17 protein-coding genes and 1 tRNA gene are annotated in these 15,830 nt (G+C 60.8%); 12 read left to right on the top strand and 6 right to left on the bottom strand.

Annotated elements, in window-relative coordinates; genetic code table 11:
- The 4 genes from JWR14_RS26260 to JWR14_RS26245 form a co-directional block, all read left to right on the top strand.
- On the top strand, positions 1-881 hold an 881-nt coding region (locus tag JWR14_RS26260; protein ID WP_299714361.1), incomplete at its 5' end, for a 3,4-dihydroxy-2-butanone-4-phosphate synthase.
- Positions 882-940: 59 nt separating this feature from the next.
- The gene (ribH, locus tag JWR14_RS26255) at positions 941-1,444 is read left to right on the top strand and encodes a 6,7-dimethyl-8-ribityllumazine synthase (protein ID WP_047896193.1); all 504 of its coding nucleotides are present in this window, start codon (positions 941-943) and stop codon (positions 1,442-1,444) included.
- On the top strand, positions 1,441-1,878 hold the full coding sequence (gene nusB / locus JWR14_RS26250; RefSeq protein WP_299714342.1) for a transcription antitermination factor NusB: 438 nt from the start codon (positions 1,441-1,443) through the stop codon (positions 1,876-1,878). Before ribH ends, nusB begins: the two co-directional genes overlap by 4 nt.
- A gap of 20 nt (positions 1,879-1,898) precedes the next feature.
- Positions 1,899-3,101, top strand: a complete 1,203-nt coding sequence (locus JWR14_RS26245) for a pyridoxal phosphate-dependent aminotransferase (RefSeq protein WP_299714339.1) — start codon at positions 1,899-1,901, stop codon at positions 3,099-3,101.
- Between the two features lie 164 nt (positions 3,102-3,265).
- Here the strand turns inward: JWR14_RS26245 and JWR14_RS26240 are convergent, their stop codons facing one another.
- A complete protein-coding gene (locus JWR14_RS26240) occupies positions 3,266-4,429 on the bottom strand; it encodes a transglycosylase SLT domain-containing protein (RefSeq protein ID WP_299714337.1) in 1,164 nt (387 codons plus the stop codon).
- Positions 4,430-5,067: 638 nt separating this feature from the next.
- On the opposite strand from JWR14_RS26240, the gene JWR14_RS26235 reads away from it, so the two are divergent.
- The 3 genes from JWR14_RS26235 (at position 5,068) to JWR14_RS26225 (ending at position 8,529) form a co-directional block, all read left to right on the top strand.
- The gene (locus tag JWR14_RS26235; protein WP_299714333.1) at positions 5,068-6,675 is read left to right on the top strand and encodes a UbiD family decarboxylase; all 1,608 of its coding nucleotides are present in this window, start codon (positions 5,068-5,070) and stop codon (positions 6,673-6,675) included.
- Entirely contained in the window at positions 6,672-7,694 is a 1,023-nt protein-coding gene (locus JWR14_RS26230) for an asparaginase (protein WP_299714330.1), read from the top strand. Before JWR14_RS26235 ends, JWR14_RS26230 begins: the two co-directional genes overlap by 4 nt.
- A gap of 157 nt (positions 7,695-7,851) precedes the next feature.
- Entirely contained in the window at positions 7,852-8,529 is a 678-nt protein-coding gene (locus JWR14_RS26225; protein WP_299714327.1) for a LysE family transporter, read from the top strand.
- 10 nt (positions 8,530-8,539) lie between these two features.
- Here the strand turns inward: JWR14_RS26225 and JWR14_RS26220 are convergent, their stop codons facing one another.
- The 3 genes from JWR14_RS26220 to JWR14_RS26210 form a co-directional block, all read right to left on the bottom strand.
- Positions 8,540-9,505 (bottom strand): threo-3-hydroxy-L-aspartate ammonia-lyase, encoded by a 966-nt coding sequence (locus JWR14_RS26220; RefSeq protein WP_299714324.1) that lies wholly within the window; start codon positions 9,503-9,505, stop codon positions 8,540-8,542.
- A gap of 247 nt (positions 9,506-9,752) precedes the next feature.
- Positions 9,753-10,073, bottom strand: coding sequence for a hypothetical protein (locus JWR14_RS26215; RefSeq protein ID WP_299714321.1), 321 nt, complete (start codon positions 10,071-10,073; stop codon positions 9,753-9,755).
- Positions 10,074-10,469: 396 nt separating this feature from the next.
- Positions 10,470-10,631 (bottom strand): hypothetical protein, encoded by a 162-nt coding sequence (locus JWR14_RS26210; protein ID WP_165087753.1) that lies wholly within the window; start codon positions 10,629-10,631, stop codon positions 10,470-10,472.
- Between the two features lie 219 nt (positions 10,632-10,850).
- On the opposite strand from JWR14_RS26210, the gene JWR14_RS26205 reads away from it, so the two are divergent.
- From JWR14_RS26205 to trmB, 5 genes are all read left to right on the top strand, one after another.
- Complete coding sequence (locus JWR14_RS26205) at positions 10,851-11,768, top strand: DUF2520 domain-containing protein (RefSeq protein WP_299714299.1); 918 nt, start codon at positions 10,851-10,853, stop codon at positions 11,766-11,768.
- 291 nt (positions 11,769-12,059) lie between these two features.
- Positions 12,060-12,383 carry an EthD family reductase gene (locus JWR14_RS26200; protein WP_299714296.1) on the top strand — a complete coding sequence of 108 codons (324 nt, stop codon included), beginning with the start codon at positions 12,060-12,062 and terminating at the stop codon, positions 12,381-12,383.
- Positions 12,384-12,500: 117 nt separating this feature from the next.
- Complete coding sequence (locus tag JWR14_RS26195; RefSeq protein WP_299714294.1) at positions 12,501-13,073, top strand: YggT family protein; 573 nt, start codon at positions 12,501-12,503, stop codon at positions 13,071-13,073.
- Between the two features lie 74 nt (positions 13,074-13,147).
- A tRNA-Gly gene (locus JWR14_RS26190) sits at positions 13,148-13,221 on the top strand.
- A 120-nt stretch (positions 13,222-13,341) separates the two neighbouring features.
- Positions 13,342-14,112 carry a tRNA (guanosine(46)-N7)-methyltransferase TrmB gene (gene trmB, locus JWR14_RS26185; protein WP_299714364.1) on the top strand — a complete coding sequence of 257 codons (771 nt, stop codon included), beginning with the start codon at positions 13,342-13,344 and terminating at the stop codon, positions 14,110-14,112.
- 124 nt (positions 14,113-14,236) lie between these two features.
- Here the strand turns inward: trmB and JWR14_RS26180 are convergent, their stop codons facing one another.
- Both JWR14_RS26180 and JWR14_RS26175 read right to left on the bottom strand, forming a co-directional pair.
- Complete coding sequence (locus tag JWR14_RS26180) at positions 14,237-15,070, bottom strand: undecaprenyl-diphosphate phosphatase (protein WP_299714292.1); 834 nt, start codon at positions 15,068-15,070, stop codon at positions 14,237-14,239.
- An 81-nt stretch (positions 15,071-15,151) separates the two neighbouring features.
- Entirely contained in the window at positions 15,152-15,739 is a 588-nt protein-coding gene (locus JWR14_RS26175) for a DUF1439 domain-containing protein (RefSeq protein ID WP_299714290.1), read from the bottom strand.
- Between the last annotated feature and the right edge of the window lie 91 nt (positions 15,740-15,830).

Genomic DNA, 15,830 nt, shown 5'->3' with positions numbered 1-15,830 from the left:
GCATCTCCGCCGCGGACCGCTCGCGCACCATTCAGGCAGCGGTTGCGCACGACGCGAAAGCCGAGCATATCGTCCAGCCCGGTCATGTATTCCCGATCATGGCGCAACCGGGCGGCGTGCTGGTCCGCGCCGGGCATACGGAAGCGGGTTGCGACCTGACGGCAATGGCCGGCCTGACGCCGGCGTCGGTGATCTGCGAAGTGATCCGCGATGACGGCGAAATGGCTCGGCTGCCCGACCTGATCGAATTTGCCGAATTGCACGGTATTCGTATCGGCACGATCGCGGACCTGATTCACTACCGCTCACGCACGGAATCAATCATCGAGCGGGTCGCCGAACGCACCATGCAAACGGCGCATGGCGCGTTTCGCGCGGTGCTGTATCGCGATCAGCCGAGCGGTTCGCCGCATATTGCGCTGGTGCGCGGCCAGCCGTCGCCGGATAGGGAAACGCCGGTGCGCGTGCATGAACCGCTGTCGGTGCTGGATTTGCTCGAAGTGGACTCGTCCACGCACTCCTGGACCCTCGACGCCGCGATGAAGGAAATCGCGGCCCGCGACCTGGGCGCCATTGTGCTGCTCAATTGCGGCGACACGAAAGAGCATCTAGTCGATGTATTCCAGGCATTCGAGCGCGAGGACAAAGCGGCCGAACTGAAACGCCGCCCAATCGATTTCAAGACTTACGGCATCGGTGCGCAGATCTTGCGCGAACTGGGCGTGGGCAAGATGCAGGTGCTGTCGAATCCTCGCAAGCTCGGCAGCATGTCAGGTTACGGTCTCGAAGTAACCGGGTTCATCCCCATGCCGGGCTGCCCCGCCACGAGCCCGGCGGATTCGGCCGACCCTGCTTCCATCGCCCATTTACGCTCGGTCTAGCCGACCGCGTCTGACCAGCGCCAACCAACACACTGCATCACACTGAAAACGGATAAATAATGGAAATCGGACAATACCAACCGAACCTCGACGGCGACGGACTGCGCATCGGGATCGTGCAATCGCGTTTCAATGAACCGGTCTGCAATGGCCTCGTGGACGCGTGCACGGAAGAACTCGAACGCCTCGGCGTGATTGGTGAAGACGTGTTGCTCGTCACCGTGCCGGGCGCACTCGAAATTCCGTTGGCGCTGCAAAAGCTGGCTGAATCGGGTCAGTTCGATGCATTGATCGCTCTCGGCGCAGTGATTCGCGGCGAAACGTACCACTTCGAGCTGGTATCGAATGAAAGCGGCGCGGGCATTTCCCGTATCGCGCTCGACTTCGGCACGCCGGTCGCGAATGCAGTCCTGACGACCGAAAACGACGAGCAAGCCGTTGCCCGCATGACGGAGAAAGGCCGTGACGCAGCACGCGTGGCGGTGGAAATGGCGAACTTGTCGGTTGCGCTGGAACAACTCGGCGGCGACGACGAAGACGAAGACGACGAGGACCGTGCATGAAAAGCGCTCGACGACGCTCGCGCGAACTCGCGACACAAGGGCTTTACCAATGGTTGCTGTCGGGCGCGCCCGGCGGCGAGATCGACGCGCAGTTGCGCGGCGCGCAGGGCTTCGACAAAGCCGACCAGGAACATCTGGACGCGATCCTGCATGGCGTGATCAAGGAAGCGGACACCATTTCCGCCGAATTGCAGCCGTGCCTCGACCGTCCGCTCGAACAGCTTTCGCCGGTCGAACGCGCGGTGCTGATGGTCGCTGCGTTCGAGTTCAAGCATCATCTGGACATTCCGTATCGCGTGGTGATCAACGAAGCGATCGAACTGACGAAGACGTTCGGCGGCTCCGACGGCCACAAGTATGTGAACGGCGTGCTGGATAAGCTCGCCGTCCAGTTGCGGCCGACGGAAGCGCAAGGCCGCGGGCAGCGTAGCTGAACGAACGGTTTTTCCAATCCATGAACTTTGCAAAAGAACCGTTGAACGCAGCTATCCGATACGCCGCTCGCGTTGACGCCATCGAGCCGTTCTATGTCATGGAACTGGCGAAAGAAGCGCAGGCGCTCGAACGCGCGGGGCGCAGCATCATTCACATGGGTATCGGTGAACCGGATTTCACGGCGCCGGAACCGGTGATCGCGGCCGCCACCGACGCCTTGCGTCGCGGCGTCACGCAATACACGAATGCGCTTGGCCTGGCTTCGTTGCGCGAGGCAATTTCCGGTCACTATCGCGACACGTTCGGGCTCAGTATTGATCCAGCGCGCATCGTGGTGACAGCGGGTGCGTCTGCGGCATTGTTGCTGGCGTGCACTGCACTGGTTGATCGCGACGACGAAGTGCTGATGCCCGACCCGTGCTACCCGTGCAATCGCCATTTCGTGGCTGCCACCGAAGGCCGTCCGGTGCTGATCCCGAGCGGTCCGGCCGAGCGGTTCCAGTTGACGGCCGCTCAGGTCGAAGCGCATTGGACATCTGCCACGCGCGGCGTCCTGCTCGCGTCGCCGTCCAATCCGACCGGCACGTCCATTGAACCGGACGAACTGGCGAAAATTGTCGACGTAGTACGCACGCACGGCGGTTTTACTATCGTCGATGAGATTTATCAGGGCTTGAGCTACGACGCAAAGCCCGTATCAGCGCTTTCGTTAGGCGATGACGTAGTCACGGTGAACAGCTTTTCGAAGTACTTCAACATGACCGGCTGGCGGCTCGGCTGGCTCGTGGTGCCGCCAGCGATGGTCGCCACCATGGAGAAGCTCTCGCAGAACCTGTTCATCTGCGCGTCGGCGCTCGCGCAGCACGCGGCGCTGGCGTGTTTTGAGCCGGCCACGCTCGCCATTTACGAATCGCGACGCCTGGAATTCGGGCGCAGACGAGATTTCATCGTGCCGGCGTTGCGTTCGCTTGGTTTTGAAGTGCCCGTTGTGCCGGACGGCGCGTTCTACGTTTATGCAGATACCCGTCACGTCGCGCATCCTGCTGCCGGCGACAGCAACGCGTTGACACGTTCCATGCTGCATGATGCAGGTGTTGTGCTGGTACCCGGCACCGATTTCGGCTTTCATGCGCCGCAGGACTATATCCGGCTGTCTTATGCGACGGCATACTCGCAGCTTGAAGAGGCCGTGCAACGGCTGGGGACGCTGTTTCGGGTCTGAATCCCGGATTCGAGGCGCTCCCGAACGTTCAGCGATTCCTCAGGGAAGCAGAAGCAGAAAAGCCGTTCCAACGCGAGTTGGAACGGCTTTTTTGTGCTTTTTTGTCTTATCCAGCTCAGATTCACAGCCCGGGAGCCCTGCTTCTGCTTGCCGCTAGCCTGCCTTTAAGCGCCGAACTCCGTCGTCGCAACATGCTTCGCCTGCGCGTCTGCGTCGTCGGTATCGTTGCGGTCGCTGGCTTGCGGCGCTGATGACTTGGCCGGCGCCGTGATTGCCGGAGCACCGGCAAGCGTCACGTGCACGCGTTTTTCGCTTGTTCCCGAATTTGAAGGCGAAGCCGACGCCACCACTTGCTTGGGCGCGGGCTGCGCCGGCGCGGGCGGCGTGATGATCGGCACATTGCGGCCACGCGCTACATCGCGCAGACGTGAACGTTCAGCCAACACCTTCGCGCCGTATCCGCCGTCGTCCTGCGCCGTCGAACCTACGTAGAAACGCAAGCCACCCGCCACCGAACCACCGCGCGCGATGCAATCCTTCAGCACCAGCGCGCCGACCTTGATGTTCGCGAGCGGCTCAAGCGCCGCGTGCGAGCCACCGAAGTACTGGAATTTGTCGGAGTGAACCTTCGACATCACCTGCATCAACCCTTGCGCACCCACACCGCTTTCAGCATACGGATTGAAACCCGATTCGATCGCCATGACGGACAGCAGCAACAAAGGATCGAGGCCAACCTCACGGCCGGTATCGAAGGCCGCTTTCACGAGCTCGCTGACCGGCTCTTGCGCCACGTGGTAACGCCGCGCAATGAAATTCGCCACCAGGTTCTGTTCACGATCCGACACGAGCACGCGATCGTCGCGGGCATCGGCGACAACCCGCTGCGATGAAATCGCGCTGGCGAGCGTCGAAACAGTCGGCAACGTGCGGGGATCGAGCCCGTTTGGCGACACGGCGAGACTTAGGCCGCCGGTGAGCTTACGGGTGCTGTCGTCGTCGGTGGCTGCGGCGCCGAGCGAGGTGGTCTCGGCGGTACCGTTACGCAGTTCCTCTTCGCGCTGATGACCGAGCGCGAACGGGGGGAAAGGTTGTCCGGAGAGCAACCGGGCTGGACCGGCTTGTACCGCGGCCGAGACGAGGGGCATCAGTTTGGCGGCGAAGGAGCCGCGCCAGGCTGGAAGCAGCCAAAGTGCCAGCGCGGTCACTACAGCAGCACAACCGACCAGGCTAAAAACTGTAAGACTCATGTGTTTGGCGCGACGCAGCATAGCGCGTAGATGAAGCGCCAGGCGAGCGTCGGGACGCCACGACAACCAAGCATTCATTGGATGGATCTCCCAAATTGCATGATTTCCGCAGATGAAAACCCGAAAAAATGGGCCACCACGCAGAAATCGACACCGCCAGCCCTGGGTTAGCCACGAGCGGTATCGGGAAAACGGCACAGACCGTTGGGGAAACCTGACCGGAACATTACGTTTTCCGGGTGCGCGCAGCACGAAGGACATGCCGGGGCGCGCACACAGGTCGCCACGCGAAAAACCGGCGAAGAAGAGCGCCGGCAAGAAAACCAAAGCCTTGATTCACCGTACTAATCCGGCGCAGGCGACGCGTCGCGTCATTTCAAAAGACCTGAGGCAGTGGTAAAAAGTTTCAATTGGTGTTGTCAATGCCAAAGGATTTTAGCAGGCTCAAATGATCCGTCAATGCTGATAAATGTAAAAGCTATTACTTTTGGTAATTATGAACGGTGTTCAGGACGGCTAGAGCGGCCTGCCAAGCCACTTTCCGGCGGAAACGCCGGAATTGTGCCGTTGCGTGCTCTGACGTACCGACATCAACACAGGTAAAATCGACAATCGCCCGCGCGCGAAAGTTCCTCACAAGGGGGCTTGAGCCGCACCATCAGCCTCTGCCGCCCTCGCGCAGACCACGCTTTCCGCAGGCCCCTTTTCTTTAGCCGATGAAATACAAAGACCTGCGCGACTTCACCGCCCGCCTCGAAACACTCGGCGAATTGCGCCGCATCAACCAGCCGGTTTCGCCCGTCCTTGAAATGACCGAACTATCGGATCGCGTGCTGCGTTCCGGTGGTCCGGCTTTGCTATTCCAGGCACCGACGGGACACACCATGCCCGTGCTGGCCAACCTGTTTGGTACGCCTCGGCGGGTGGCGCTCGGCATGGGTATCGAAACGGAAGCGCAGGAGACGGCCGATCCCAGCCTTCTCAGCGATAAAGCCGCGCTCGAGTCGTTGCGCGACGTGGGCCGGTTGTTGTCGGCGCTCAAGGAACCCGAGCCGCCGAAGGGCCTGAAGGACGCGGGCAAGTTGCTGTCGCTGGCGAAAGCCGTCTGGGACATGGCGCCGAAAACGGTCAGCTCGCCGCCCTGCCAGGAGATCGTGTGGGAAGGACGAGACGTTGATCTGGCGCGCCTGCCCATTCAGACGTGCTGGCCGGGCGACGCCGGTCCACTCATCACGTGGGGGCTTACGGTCACGCGCGGCCCGAACAAGACGCGGCAAAACCTTGGCATCTATCGGCAGCAGCTGATCGGGCGCAACAAATTGATCATGCGCTGGCTCGCGCACCGGGGCGGCGCGCTGGATTTCCGCGAGTTTGCGCTCGCTAATCCTGGCAAGCCTTATCCTGTGGCGGTCGTGCTCGGCGCGGATCCGGCCACCATTCTCGGCGCCGTGACGCCGGTGCCAGACTCACTTTCCGAATATCAATTTGCGGGGTTGTTGCGCGGCGCGAAAACCGAGCTGGCGAAATGTCTCACGCCCGGTGTGGATACGTTGCAGGTGCCTGCGCGTGCGGAGATCGTGCTCGAAGGCTTCATTTATCCGCAGGAAGGTCCTGTTCCGCCGTTGCCCGCCGGCGCGCCGCCGCGACCCACGAATAGCGCGTCTTCGAAGTACGAACATGCGCTCGAAGGTCCGTACGGTGACCACACTGGTTACTACAACGAACAAGAGTGGTTCCCGGTCTTCACAGTCGAGAAGATCACCATGCGCCGCGACGCGCTCTATCACTCGACCTATACAGGCAAACCGCCTGATGAACCGGCTGTGCTCGGCGTCGCGCTCAACGAAGTATTCGTGCCGTTGCTGCAAAAGCAGTTCACCGAAATCACCGACTTCTACCTGCCGCCCGAAGGCTGCAGTTATCGAATGGCGATCGTCCAGATCAAGAAGAGTTACCCGGGCCACGCGAAGCGCGTGATGTTCGGCGTCTGGAGCTTCCTGCGGCAGTTCATGTATACGAAGTTTATCGTGGTGGTGGATGACGACGTGAACATCCGCGACTGGAAGGAAGTGATCTGGGCAATCACCACGCGTATCGATCCATCGCGCGATACGGTATTGGTCGATAACACCCCGATCGACTATCTGGATTTCGCGTCGCCGAAGGCGGGGTTGGGATCGAAGATGGGGCTCGACGCCACCAACAAATGGCCGGGCGAAACCGACCGCGAATGGGGTCGGCCGATCACGATGGATGATGCCGTGAAACGGCGCGTCGACGCGTTGTGGGACGAGATCGGTTTTTCCGGAGGAAAGCGCTCATGAATGTTGCTGCGACGGTTTATCGCGGGGATCTGGTTGAGAACACGCATGCCGCGCATGTGGCGGTCGTCGACGCCGAAGGCCGGTTGATCTACGCGTTCGGCGATCCGTCGCGTATGACGCTTGCGCGCTCGGCGGCGAAACCGGCGCAAGCGCTCGCGGTGCTGGAAACGGGAGCGCTGGACCGCTTCGGTTTCGACGACGCCGATCTCGCTCTGATGTGTGCATCGCATAACAGCGAGCCGCGCCACATCGAGCGCACACGCGCCATGCTCGCGAAGGCGCACGTCACCGAAGCCGATCTTCGATGCGGTGGCCATGCGCCTTTGTCGGACGCAGTCTGGAAAGAGTGGATCAGGCGTGACTTCACGCCAACCGGCGTATGCAGCAATTGCTCGGGCAAACATGCGGGCATGCTGGCGGGTGCGCAAGCGCTAGGCGCGGCTGTTCGCGACTATCACCTGCCTGACCATCCGCTGCAGGTTCGGGTGAAACGCACCGTTGCCGAGCTCTGCGATCTGCCGCACGACGGCGTGCAATGGGCTATTGATGGCTGCAATTTGCCTACGCCAGCGTTCCCCCTGCATCGGCTCGCCCGGCTGTTCATGAAGATGGCGGACGCGAGTGCCGGAGCTGAAAGCACGCCGCGCACGAATGCCCTCGCCCGGATCTATCGCGCGATGACGACATACCCGGAACTCGTCGCGGGCGACGGCCGATTCTGTACCGCGTTGATGCAAGCCTTCGGAGGCGATCTGGTCGGCAAAGTAGGCGCCGATGCAAGTTATGCGATCGGTGTGCGTGGTACAGGTACGCGTGGGTCGCTGGGCATCGCGGTCAAGGTGGAAGATGGGAACACGGCTGTGCTTTACGCAATCGTCACGCATGTGCTGGCGCAACTCGACATCGGCCACGAAACGCAGCGTGCACGACTCGCCGCCTACGGAAACCCGCCGATGCGCAACACGATGGGTATCGAGACGGGACGGCTGGTGGTGTCGGTGCCGCTCGAACGCGTTTAGTTGGCTTGATTAGTACAGAAACACCGACAGAGACGCGGGCATTCGACCGGTTACCCCACACGCAGCAGCAAGATGAAAACGCGAAGCCGGAGAATGAAAACGCGAAGCCGGACAACCGGCTTCGTTCAATATAAAAAGATTGAGAAGGAAAGTCGGGATGCACGTGTTGCCATTGCTGTCCGATGGATTTTTTCTGTCGTTGTCCCTGTGTCTGGATATTGGTATCGCAAACGTCGCGATCATCTCACTGACCCTTTCCCACGGCTTCAAGCCGGGCATGATGATCGGCCTTGGCACCTGTTTCGGCGATCTCGTCTACGCGGCGCTCGCACTCGCGGGTATGGCTGCACTACTTCAGTTCGATACCGTGCGCTGGGTCGTATGGATAGGCGGCGCAATCGTGCTGCTCTTCCTGACCTTCAAAATGGCACGCGAAGCGCTCTTTCCTGCATCAGCGCCGCCGGTTGCGGGCGAACCGGATCTTGTGCCTACACCACGGCCCTCTCACCTGCGCAGCTTCATGCGTGGCACCTTGCTAGCGGTGTCTTCACCCAGCGCCATCCTCTGGTTCGCCGCCGTGGGCGGTGCACTGATCGCGAAAGCCGGCGCAACCGGCCCGGCGAGCGCATCGGTGTTCCTCATTGGCTTCTTTTGCGGCGGGCTCGGCTGGACACTCTTTATCTGCTCGCTCGCCAGCCACGGTCGCAAACGCGCAGGAACGGCACTGCTGCGCGCTTGCCACGTGTTATCGGCGGTGCTGTTCGCGTACTTTGCGTACAGCGTGATCGTCAACGGTTATCACGACCTGATCCTGAAGGGCGCACAGACGTCATGACGTCAGGGCATCAAGCCAGGAATTGAGCGAGCCGCGCCAGATCGACATTGCCACCGCTGATGATCACGCCCACGCGCTTGCCCGTTACCGGCACGATCTTCTGCAGCACGGCGGCCGCAGCCAGACAGCCCGTTGGCTCGACGACCATCTTCATGCGCTGCGCGAAGAACTTCATGGTCTGCACGAGCTGGTCGTCGCTGACGGTTACGACGCGGTCCACGTAGCGCTTCAGAATAGGGAAGTTGTATTCACCAACGTGGGTGGACGCAGCGCCGTCGGCAATCGTGCGTGGCACTTCTATATGGACAATCTCGCCGCGTTCGAGCGACTGCTGCGCGTCGTTGCCTGCCTCCGGCTCCACGCCAATCACCGTGCATGACGGGCTCAACTCGGCCGCCGCCAGCGCACACCCGGCGAGCAAGCCTCCGCCACCCAGGCACACGAACAGATAATCCAGCGGCCCGGTTTCTTCGATGAGTTCTTTCGCCGACGTCCCCTGCCCCGCAATGACATGCGGATGATCGTAGGGCGGAATCAGCGTCATGCCTCGCTCTTGCGCGAGCCTCGCACCAATTTCCTCGCGATTCTCGGTGTACCGGTCGTACGTAATCACTTCGCCGCCGTAACTCCGCGTGGCCTCCATCTTCGCGGCCGGCGCGTCCTCCGGCATGATGATGGTTGCCTTGATGCCGGCAATACGAGCCGACAACGCGATTGCCTGCGCGTGATTCCCTGATGAATAAGTCAGGACGCCGGCCCGGCGCTGGGACTCGGAGAAATGCGAGATCGCGTTGAACGCGCCCCGAAATTTGAAAGCGCCCATGCGCTGGAAGTTCTCGCACTTGAAGAACAGGTTCGCGCCAGTAAGCGCGTCGGCGGTGCGGGAAGTCATCACGGGCGTGCGATGCGCAGCGCCAGCAATACGTTCTGCGGCGTCGGCGACGTCGGCGTAGGTGGGTGCGGGAAGGATTGACATCGAGACTCAAAGGCGGCGGTTGAGGAACGTCTATTGTCCCAGCATCGTAGAGCGTTTGGAAAGCTGGCCAAATAGCCAACACGGCCGGCCCCGTCCGTGCCGCGGATAATTCGGGAAACGCGGGAAACGTAATTAAATAAAGAACCCGGCATAAAAGAAACAGCGCAACCCGGCTCTACGCCAGCGCTGCGCTGTTTGCACCCAATCCACCAATGATTAGTAAGCCGGTCCGGTCATGCCCGGAATCTCAATGGCGCCAACCGCCATAACCACCGTGATAGCCGCGGTATCCGCCATGGTATCCATACCCGTAACCGCCACGATAATGACCGCGCCAGTACGGACCACCGCCGTAATACCCGCCAACCACAACGGGCGGCGGTGCATAAACCACGGGCGGTGCGGCATACACCGGGCCCGGCTGGTAATACACGGGCGGCGGCGGAGCGGCGTACACCGGATAAGCCGGCACCCCAATGCCGATACCCACCGAGACATGCGCCTGCGCGGCGCTTACAACGCCAATACCAAGCGCGGCTGCAGCCAGAATCTGGATGATCTTTTTCACTTTTATTCTCCTCACCACGGTCCGGTACACACGACCGGTTACCGCAGCGACATGTATTCAATGTAGCTAAAAACCCTGAATCCAACCTTAAGCATTTGTTGCAAATTGCAATATCTACAGTCCTAAAAGTAGGATTTGTCTGCCGAATTTCAAGCGGGCGGACAGCCGCGCCAGCCTTGGTGCAACGGCATAACGAGACGGATTAAGGGTTTGCTGAGAAGGCCGTTGCTTGGCTGCCGTTGTCCGGCACCTTATTCCGGATGTCACCAAAGTAATGATTCATTACACTTTGCTTTTAGCGCCTGAAAAAATGAAAGCCCCGCCGACCGGAAAGCGTCAAGCGGGGCATTTTCAAACGGTGCTACTTTTTTGGGCACGCGACCTCTATTCCCCCGCTCAGCCCACCTTCACGTAGGCGAATTCGCGGGTGACGCTGGGCGGCACGTACGCCCCGCTGATCCTGACCCGTGGCGTGAGACGCTTGCGCTGATCCCACCACTGACGGCGATGGGTCTGGCTGAGAAAACGCAGGTGTTTCCGATACGCAAAAATACTCATGGCGACCCCCAAACGTTGCAAAACAAGCACTGGCGCACATCGGCCAAATGACCAACCCTGACTGTCCAGGCCCGATACACAAGCTTGCTCGAGCCTCGCAAAACCCTTGGCGGCGGCACCCTGCGCCATTTTTTATGGCACCAACGCCGTTGCGCGATACTTCATTTTGCGCCGCGAACGCGAACCGCGCATCGCAACGAATCTTATGGAGCAACAACCATGCCTTTTTCAACGATGCCCCGTTTGGGCTTCGTCGGCGCTGGCCGTCTCGCGCGCTGCCTGGCGGCCGTCTGGTCCCGCGCGGGTTATCCAATCACCGCGATAGCCAGCCGATCGGCAGCATCGGCACGTGAATTCGCCGGCGAATTGCCGGAATGTCTAGTCGCCGACGACGCCAGCGCGGTTGCGCAGCACGCCGACATCCTATTTTTAACCGTTCCCGACGACGCCATTGGTGCGACGGCGAACGCTTTGCGGCTGGATCATACCCACGGCGGCGCAAAGGCGGTCGTGCATTGCAGCGGCGCCACGCCCGTCGATGTCCTCGCCACGGCTCAAGCGCAGGGCGCGGACATTGGCGGATTCCATCCGTTGTTCCTGTTTGGCGGCCTGCCGAGCGACCGGACGCGCATTGCCGGTTGTTCCGTCACGATCGAAGCTAGCCGGCCCTTGCACGACACGCTGACCGCGTTGGTCCAGGCGCTCGGCTGTCATCCGCTGTCCATCCCGCCGGGCGGTCGCCTGCTTTACCACGCCGCCGCGCAGTACGCGGCAAGCTTTGCGCTGTGCTCGCTGTCGGAGATGGTCACGCTCTGGAAAGAGTTAGGGTTTGCCGAGGACGAGGCATTGCGCGCAGTCCTGCCGATGCTCGCCGGCACTATCGAAACCGCGCGTGAAAAAGGTTTGCCGGGTGCCCTTGCCGGCCCGGTGTCGCGCGGCGACGCGAGCATTGTGATCAAGCAACTGGCGCTGTTGCAAGACCTCGGCGGCGATCACGCCGCGCTCTATGCACTGCTCTCGCGGCGCGCGGTCGCACTGGCGAAACGGCGTGCGTCGCCACCGCCCGTGGAAGCACTGGACGCGATGTCACACGCTATCGAACTCGTGTTGAACGCGACCGGGCCGAGCGACGATTGATTGCCTGGATCCGGCCAGCATGACTGGCCGTATGGGGGCACCCGTACGCCGGTGTACGCCAAGCGGCACAAGGCGTCACCAAGCCATGCTATCGTGATGCCCGGCGCGTCAGTGTGGCAAAGCCGCCGAGGGGTTCGGGCGCGGCAGGAAGTGAGTAGAAAACGAACAACATGCGCTCCAACCCGCGGTTTGGAGCGTGGTTCAGAACCCGGACCGTGCGTTGATCCAGGTGAAGTTCCGGCTTCGGCCGCCACCTTCGACGCCAACCCATTCCAGCTACGAGAACGAACAATGATCAAGGTGAGCTTTTTTTATCCGTATCGCGAGAATGCGCCCTTCGACATCGACTACTACTGCACGAGCCATATGCCGTGGGTGGCAGGCTTGCTGGGCAGTGCATTGAAAGGCTGGTCGGCTGATGCAGGTCTTGCGGGCGGGGCACCGGGTTCAACGCCTACGTATATTGCAGCGGGCCACCTGCTGTTCGATTCCGTCGATGCCTTCTCGGCCGCGGTCTCGCCCCATGCGAAGGCCTTCTCCGCGGACATCGAGAACTACTACCCGGACGGCGTTGCGCCGGTCGTGCAGATCAGCGACGTTCGCGCCGCTAGCTGACCGACCGTAGCTGATCTGTTTGATGAAGCCGGGCGGTTGTCCGTCGCGGCTTTGCTTGCCCTCGTATCACCTCGCGCGGCCATGAGCGCTGCGCTTTTGCCTTGAAAAGGATTTGAGATGTTCGGCGAGATCGCCCGTTTTCTACTCAACACAATCTTCACGCTGTTCGGCGCTGCGCTGCTGCTGCGCGCCTGGATGCAGGTCGTCCGCATGCCGCCGTACAACCCGGTGTCCAACGCCGTGATGCAAGCCACGAACTGGCTCGTCTTGCCGTTGCGCAAGATCCTGCCGGCGGCAAAGACCATCGACTGGGCGAGTATTGTCGCGGCGTTCCTTGCTGCGGTGGTATTCGTGATCCTGTTGGTCCTGCTCGCCGGCGTCGACCCCGCCGGACTCGTGCCCATGCTGCCCACGCTGTTGCTGGTCGCGGTGATCACCGTCATCAAATGGGCGCTGAACCTCATCATCTGGATGACGATCCTGATGGCGTTGCTGTCTTGGCTGAATCCGCAATCCCCGGCCATGCCGCTGCTGTACCAACTCACGGCACCGTTTCTCGAACCGCTGCGGCGCGTGTTGCCGCGCATGGGCGGTATCGATTTGTCGCCTATCCTGCTGTTCGTGATCGTTCAGGTACTGCTGATGGTCGTGACTCGGCTGGCCGTGACCTTGACCATGTTCGGGGTGTGATTTCGGAGTGAAGCATCCGTCGATCCGGGTAAAGTTGCGGTAGACGGGGTATTCCGCGTAAAATCGCGGTCTCTGCGGGCGTCGTATAATGGCAATACCCTAGCTTCCCAAGCTAGAGCCGTGGGTTCGATTCCCATCGCCCGCTCCAGTTTTCGTTCACAAAAAGCCGCCTTCGAAAAGGCGGCTTTTTGATTTACAGCAGCGCCAGGTTTGCCTCGCGTTGGTTTGCCGCAAACTTCGCTCAACTCCAGAACCCGTGTCCTTTCCGATGATCCACGATCCCACTCCCGACCCAGACGAGACCAACGAAAGCGACAAAATCGACGAAAGCGCCGAAGCCAAAGACAGTGCGGACGCAGCCGGCACGCTTCGCCATCGGCGGATTCGCAGCTTCGTCACGCGTGCGGGACGGGTATCCACAGGACAACGTCGCGCACTCGATGAATTCGGTCCGCGTTTTGTCGTGCCCTACACGCCGCAGCCGCTCGACTGGGACGCCGCGTTCGGACGCCATGCGCCACGGGTGCTGGAGATCGGCTTCGGTATGGGCGGGACGACGGCGGAAATCGCGTCGGCGCGAGCCGCCGACGACTTTCTCGGAATCGAGGTTCATGAACCGGGCGTGGGCGCGTTGCTCAAACTGATCGGTGAACAGGAGCTGACCAACATTCGCGTTGTCCAGCACGACGCCGTGGAAGTGCTCGAACACATGATCGCGGCGGACAGCCTCGATGGCGTTCATATCTATTTCCCCGATCCATGGCACAAGGCGCGTCACCATAAACGCCGGCTGATCCAGCCGAAGTTCGTTGCGCTGCTGGTGTCGCGACTCAAGCCGGGCGGGTATATCCATCTCGCCACTGACTGGCAGAACTATGCCGAACAGATGCTCGAGGTATTGTCCGCGGAACCGGCGCTGGAAAATACAGCCGGCTCGGATTACGCACCACGTCCCGACTATCGGCCTGTGACCAAGTTCGAGCGACGCGGATTAAAGCTAGGCCACGGCGTGTGGGATCTCGTGTTCAAGCGCCGCTGAACGACAACGGAATAGTCCATTAGCAAAAACCAAAACAGGCCGTTCCAACTCACGTTGGAACGGCCTGTTTGATATGTGCTTGCGGACTTTTAGGCCGGTCCCAAAGGGCACGGCAGCATCGAAATCAATCCGCCCAACTCAACCCGCCGCTATATCCCACGATCAGGATCAGCAGCCCGAAGCCGATCCGATACCACGCGAACGCCGTGAAATCGTGCGTGGCGACGTAACGCAGCAGCCATCGAATACATATAAATGCGCTGACAAACGCGGCCAGCAGCCCGACGATAAACAAGCCCAGCGAATCGACGGACAGCGTGCGCCACTCCTTCGCAAGCTCGTAAAGCGTGGCGCCGAAAATAATCGGAATAGCGAGGAAGAAGGAAAACTCGGTAGCAACTTTACGTTCCAGCCCGAATAACATTCCGCCGATAATCGTCGACCCCGAGCGTGACGTGCCGGGAATCAGCGCGAAGCATTGAGCGAGGCCGACTTTGAAGGCATCGGCGTAAGAGAGATCGTCCACGGACGTTACCCGTGACGCGACATTGCGCTCGCGATGCCGCGCTTCCGCCCACAGGATCACGACACCGCCCACGATCAGCGCTACGGACACCGGCACCGGCGCGAACAATACGGCTTTGATGTGCTTTTCGAACAGCAGGCCGAGCACAATCGCTGGAACGGTCGCGATGATCACGTTCAGCGCGAACCGGCGCGCCTTGGGCTGGGTGGGCAAGCCGACGACGACCGAGCCGATCTTGCGCCGGTATTCCCAGACAATCGCGAGAATCGCACCGAACTGGATCACGACGTCGAAGGTCTTGGCTTGGGCGTTCGTGAAATTCAGCAGACTGCCGGCAACTATCAGGTGCCCCGTACTCGATACCGGCAAAAACTCGGTCAAACCCTCCACCACACCCAGAATCAGCGCTTTGCAAAACAGAATCCAGTCCATCGCTCCGCCCTTTTGGCATAGTCTGGCCGTCGCCAGCCAATCGTTCGGGCACGCGCGTCCTGGATTGCGCCGGGAAAACTACTACTTCTCGACGATCTGCACGCGTATGCCGTTTGTAAGGACGGTGATTGTACCGGGTTCGTAGTTAACACCGGCAAACTGTAATTGTTCTGGCTTGAATGTGTAGATTGGGTAACGGTCCAGGAACTGCGTCGCCATGACCGCGCCGACCGCGTTGATCTGCTGGGTGTATTGGGCCGCATCGCCGGAAACCTGGACGCCGTCGACGGTTGGCGACATCAGGATGACCGAGTGACTCGGGGCATCGTAAGTAAGCTGACTGGAAAGAGTAAACACGCCGGTGACCGGATTCGGCATGAACGGCGTGGCAAGCCGCGCGTCCAGCCGAATGGTTACCCGGTTTCGATCGGGCGCGAGGCCAACTAGCGGATTGCTCAGTGTGACATCGAAGATCTGGGAGGCCGTGCGCTGGAATGGAAACTTGCGCTGCACCGCGTCCTGGACCTGTGCCTGACTGAACGTGTAGTGGTCGGGGATGAACGGAAATATCGCGGCGGAGCATCCCTGGGTTCCCAGCGCCACCGCACCCGCGCCGCCGAGGGCAACGAGCAGGAACCGGCGCCGCTTCGGCGCAACGGCTTGATTCATGCGAAATTCTCCAGTGACTTGAATTTGAACCTGAATATGAAACTGAGCGTTCGACCGGCTAAGCGCGCTCAGGTTGCGTATCAGGTTGCGT

This window comes from Caballeronia sp. (genome assembly GCF_028292365.1).
Taxonomy (GTDB): domain Bacteria; phylum Pseudomonadota; class Gammaproteobacteria; order Burkholderiales; family Burkholderiaceae; genus Caballeronia.
This window is presented reverse-complemented; position numbering and strand designations above follow the sequence as displayed.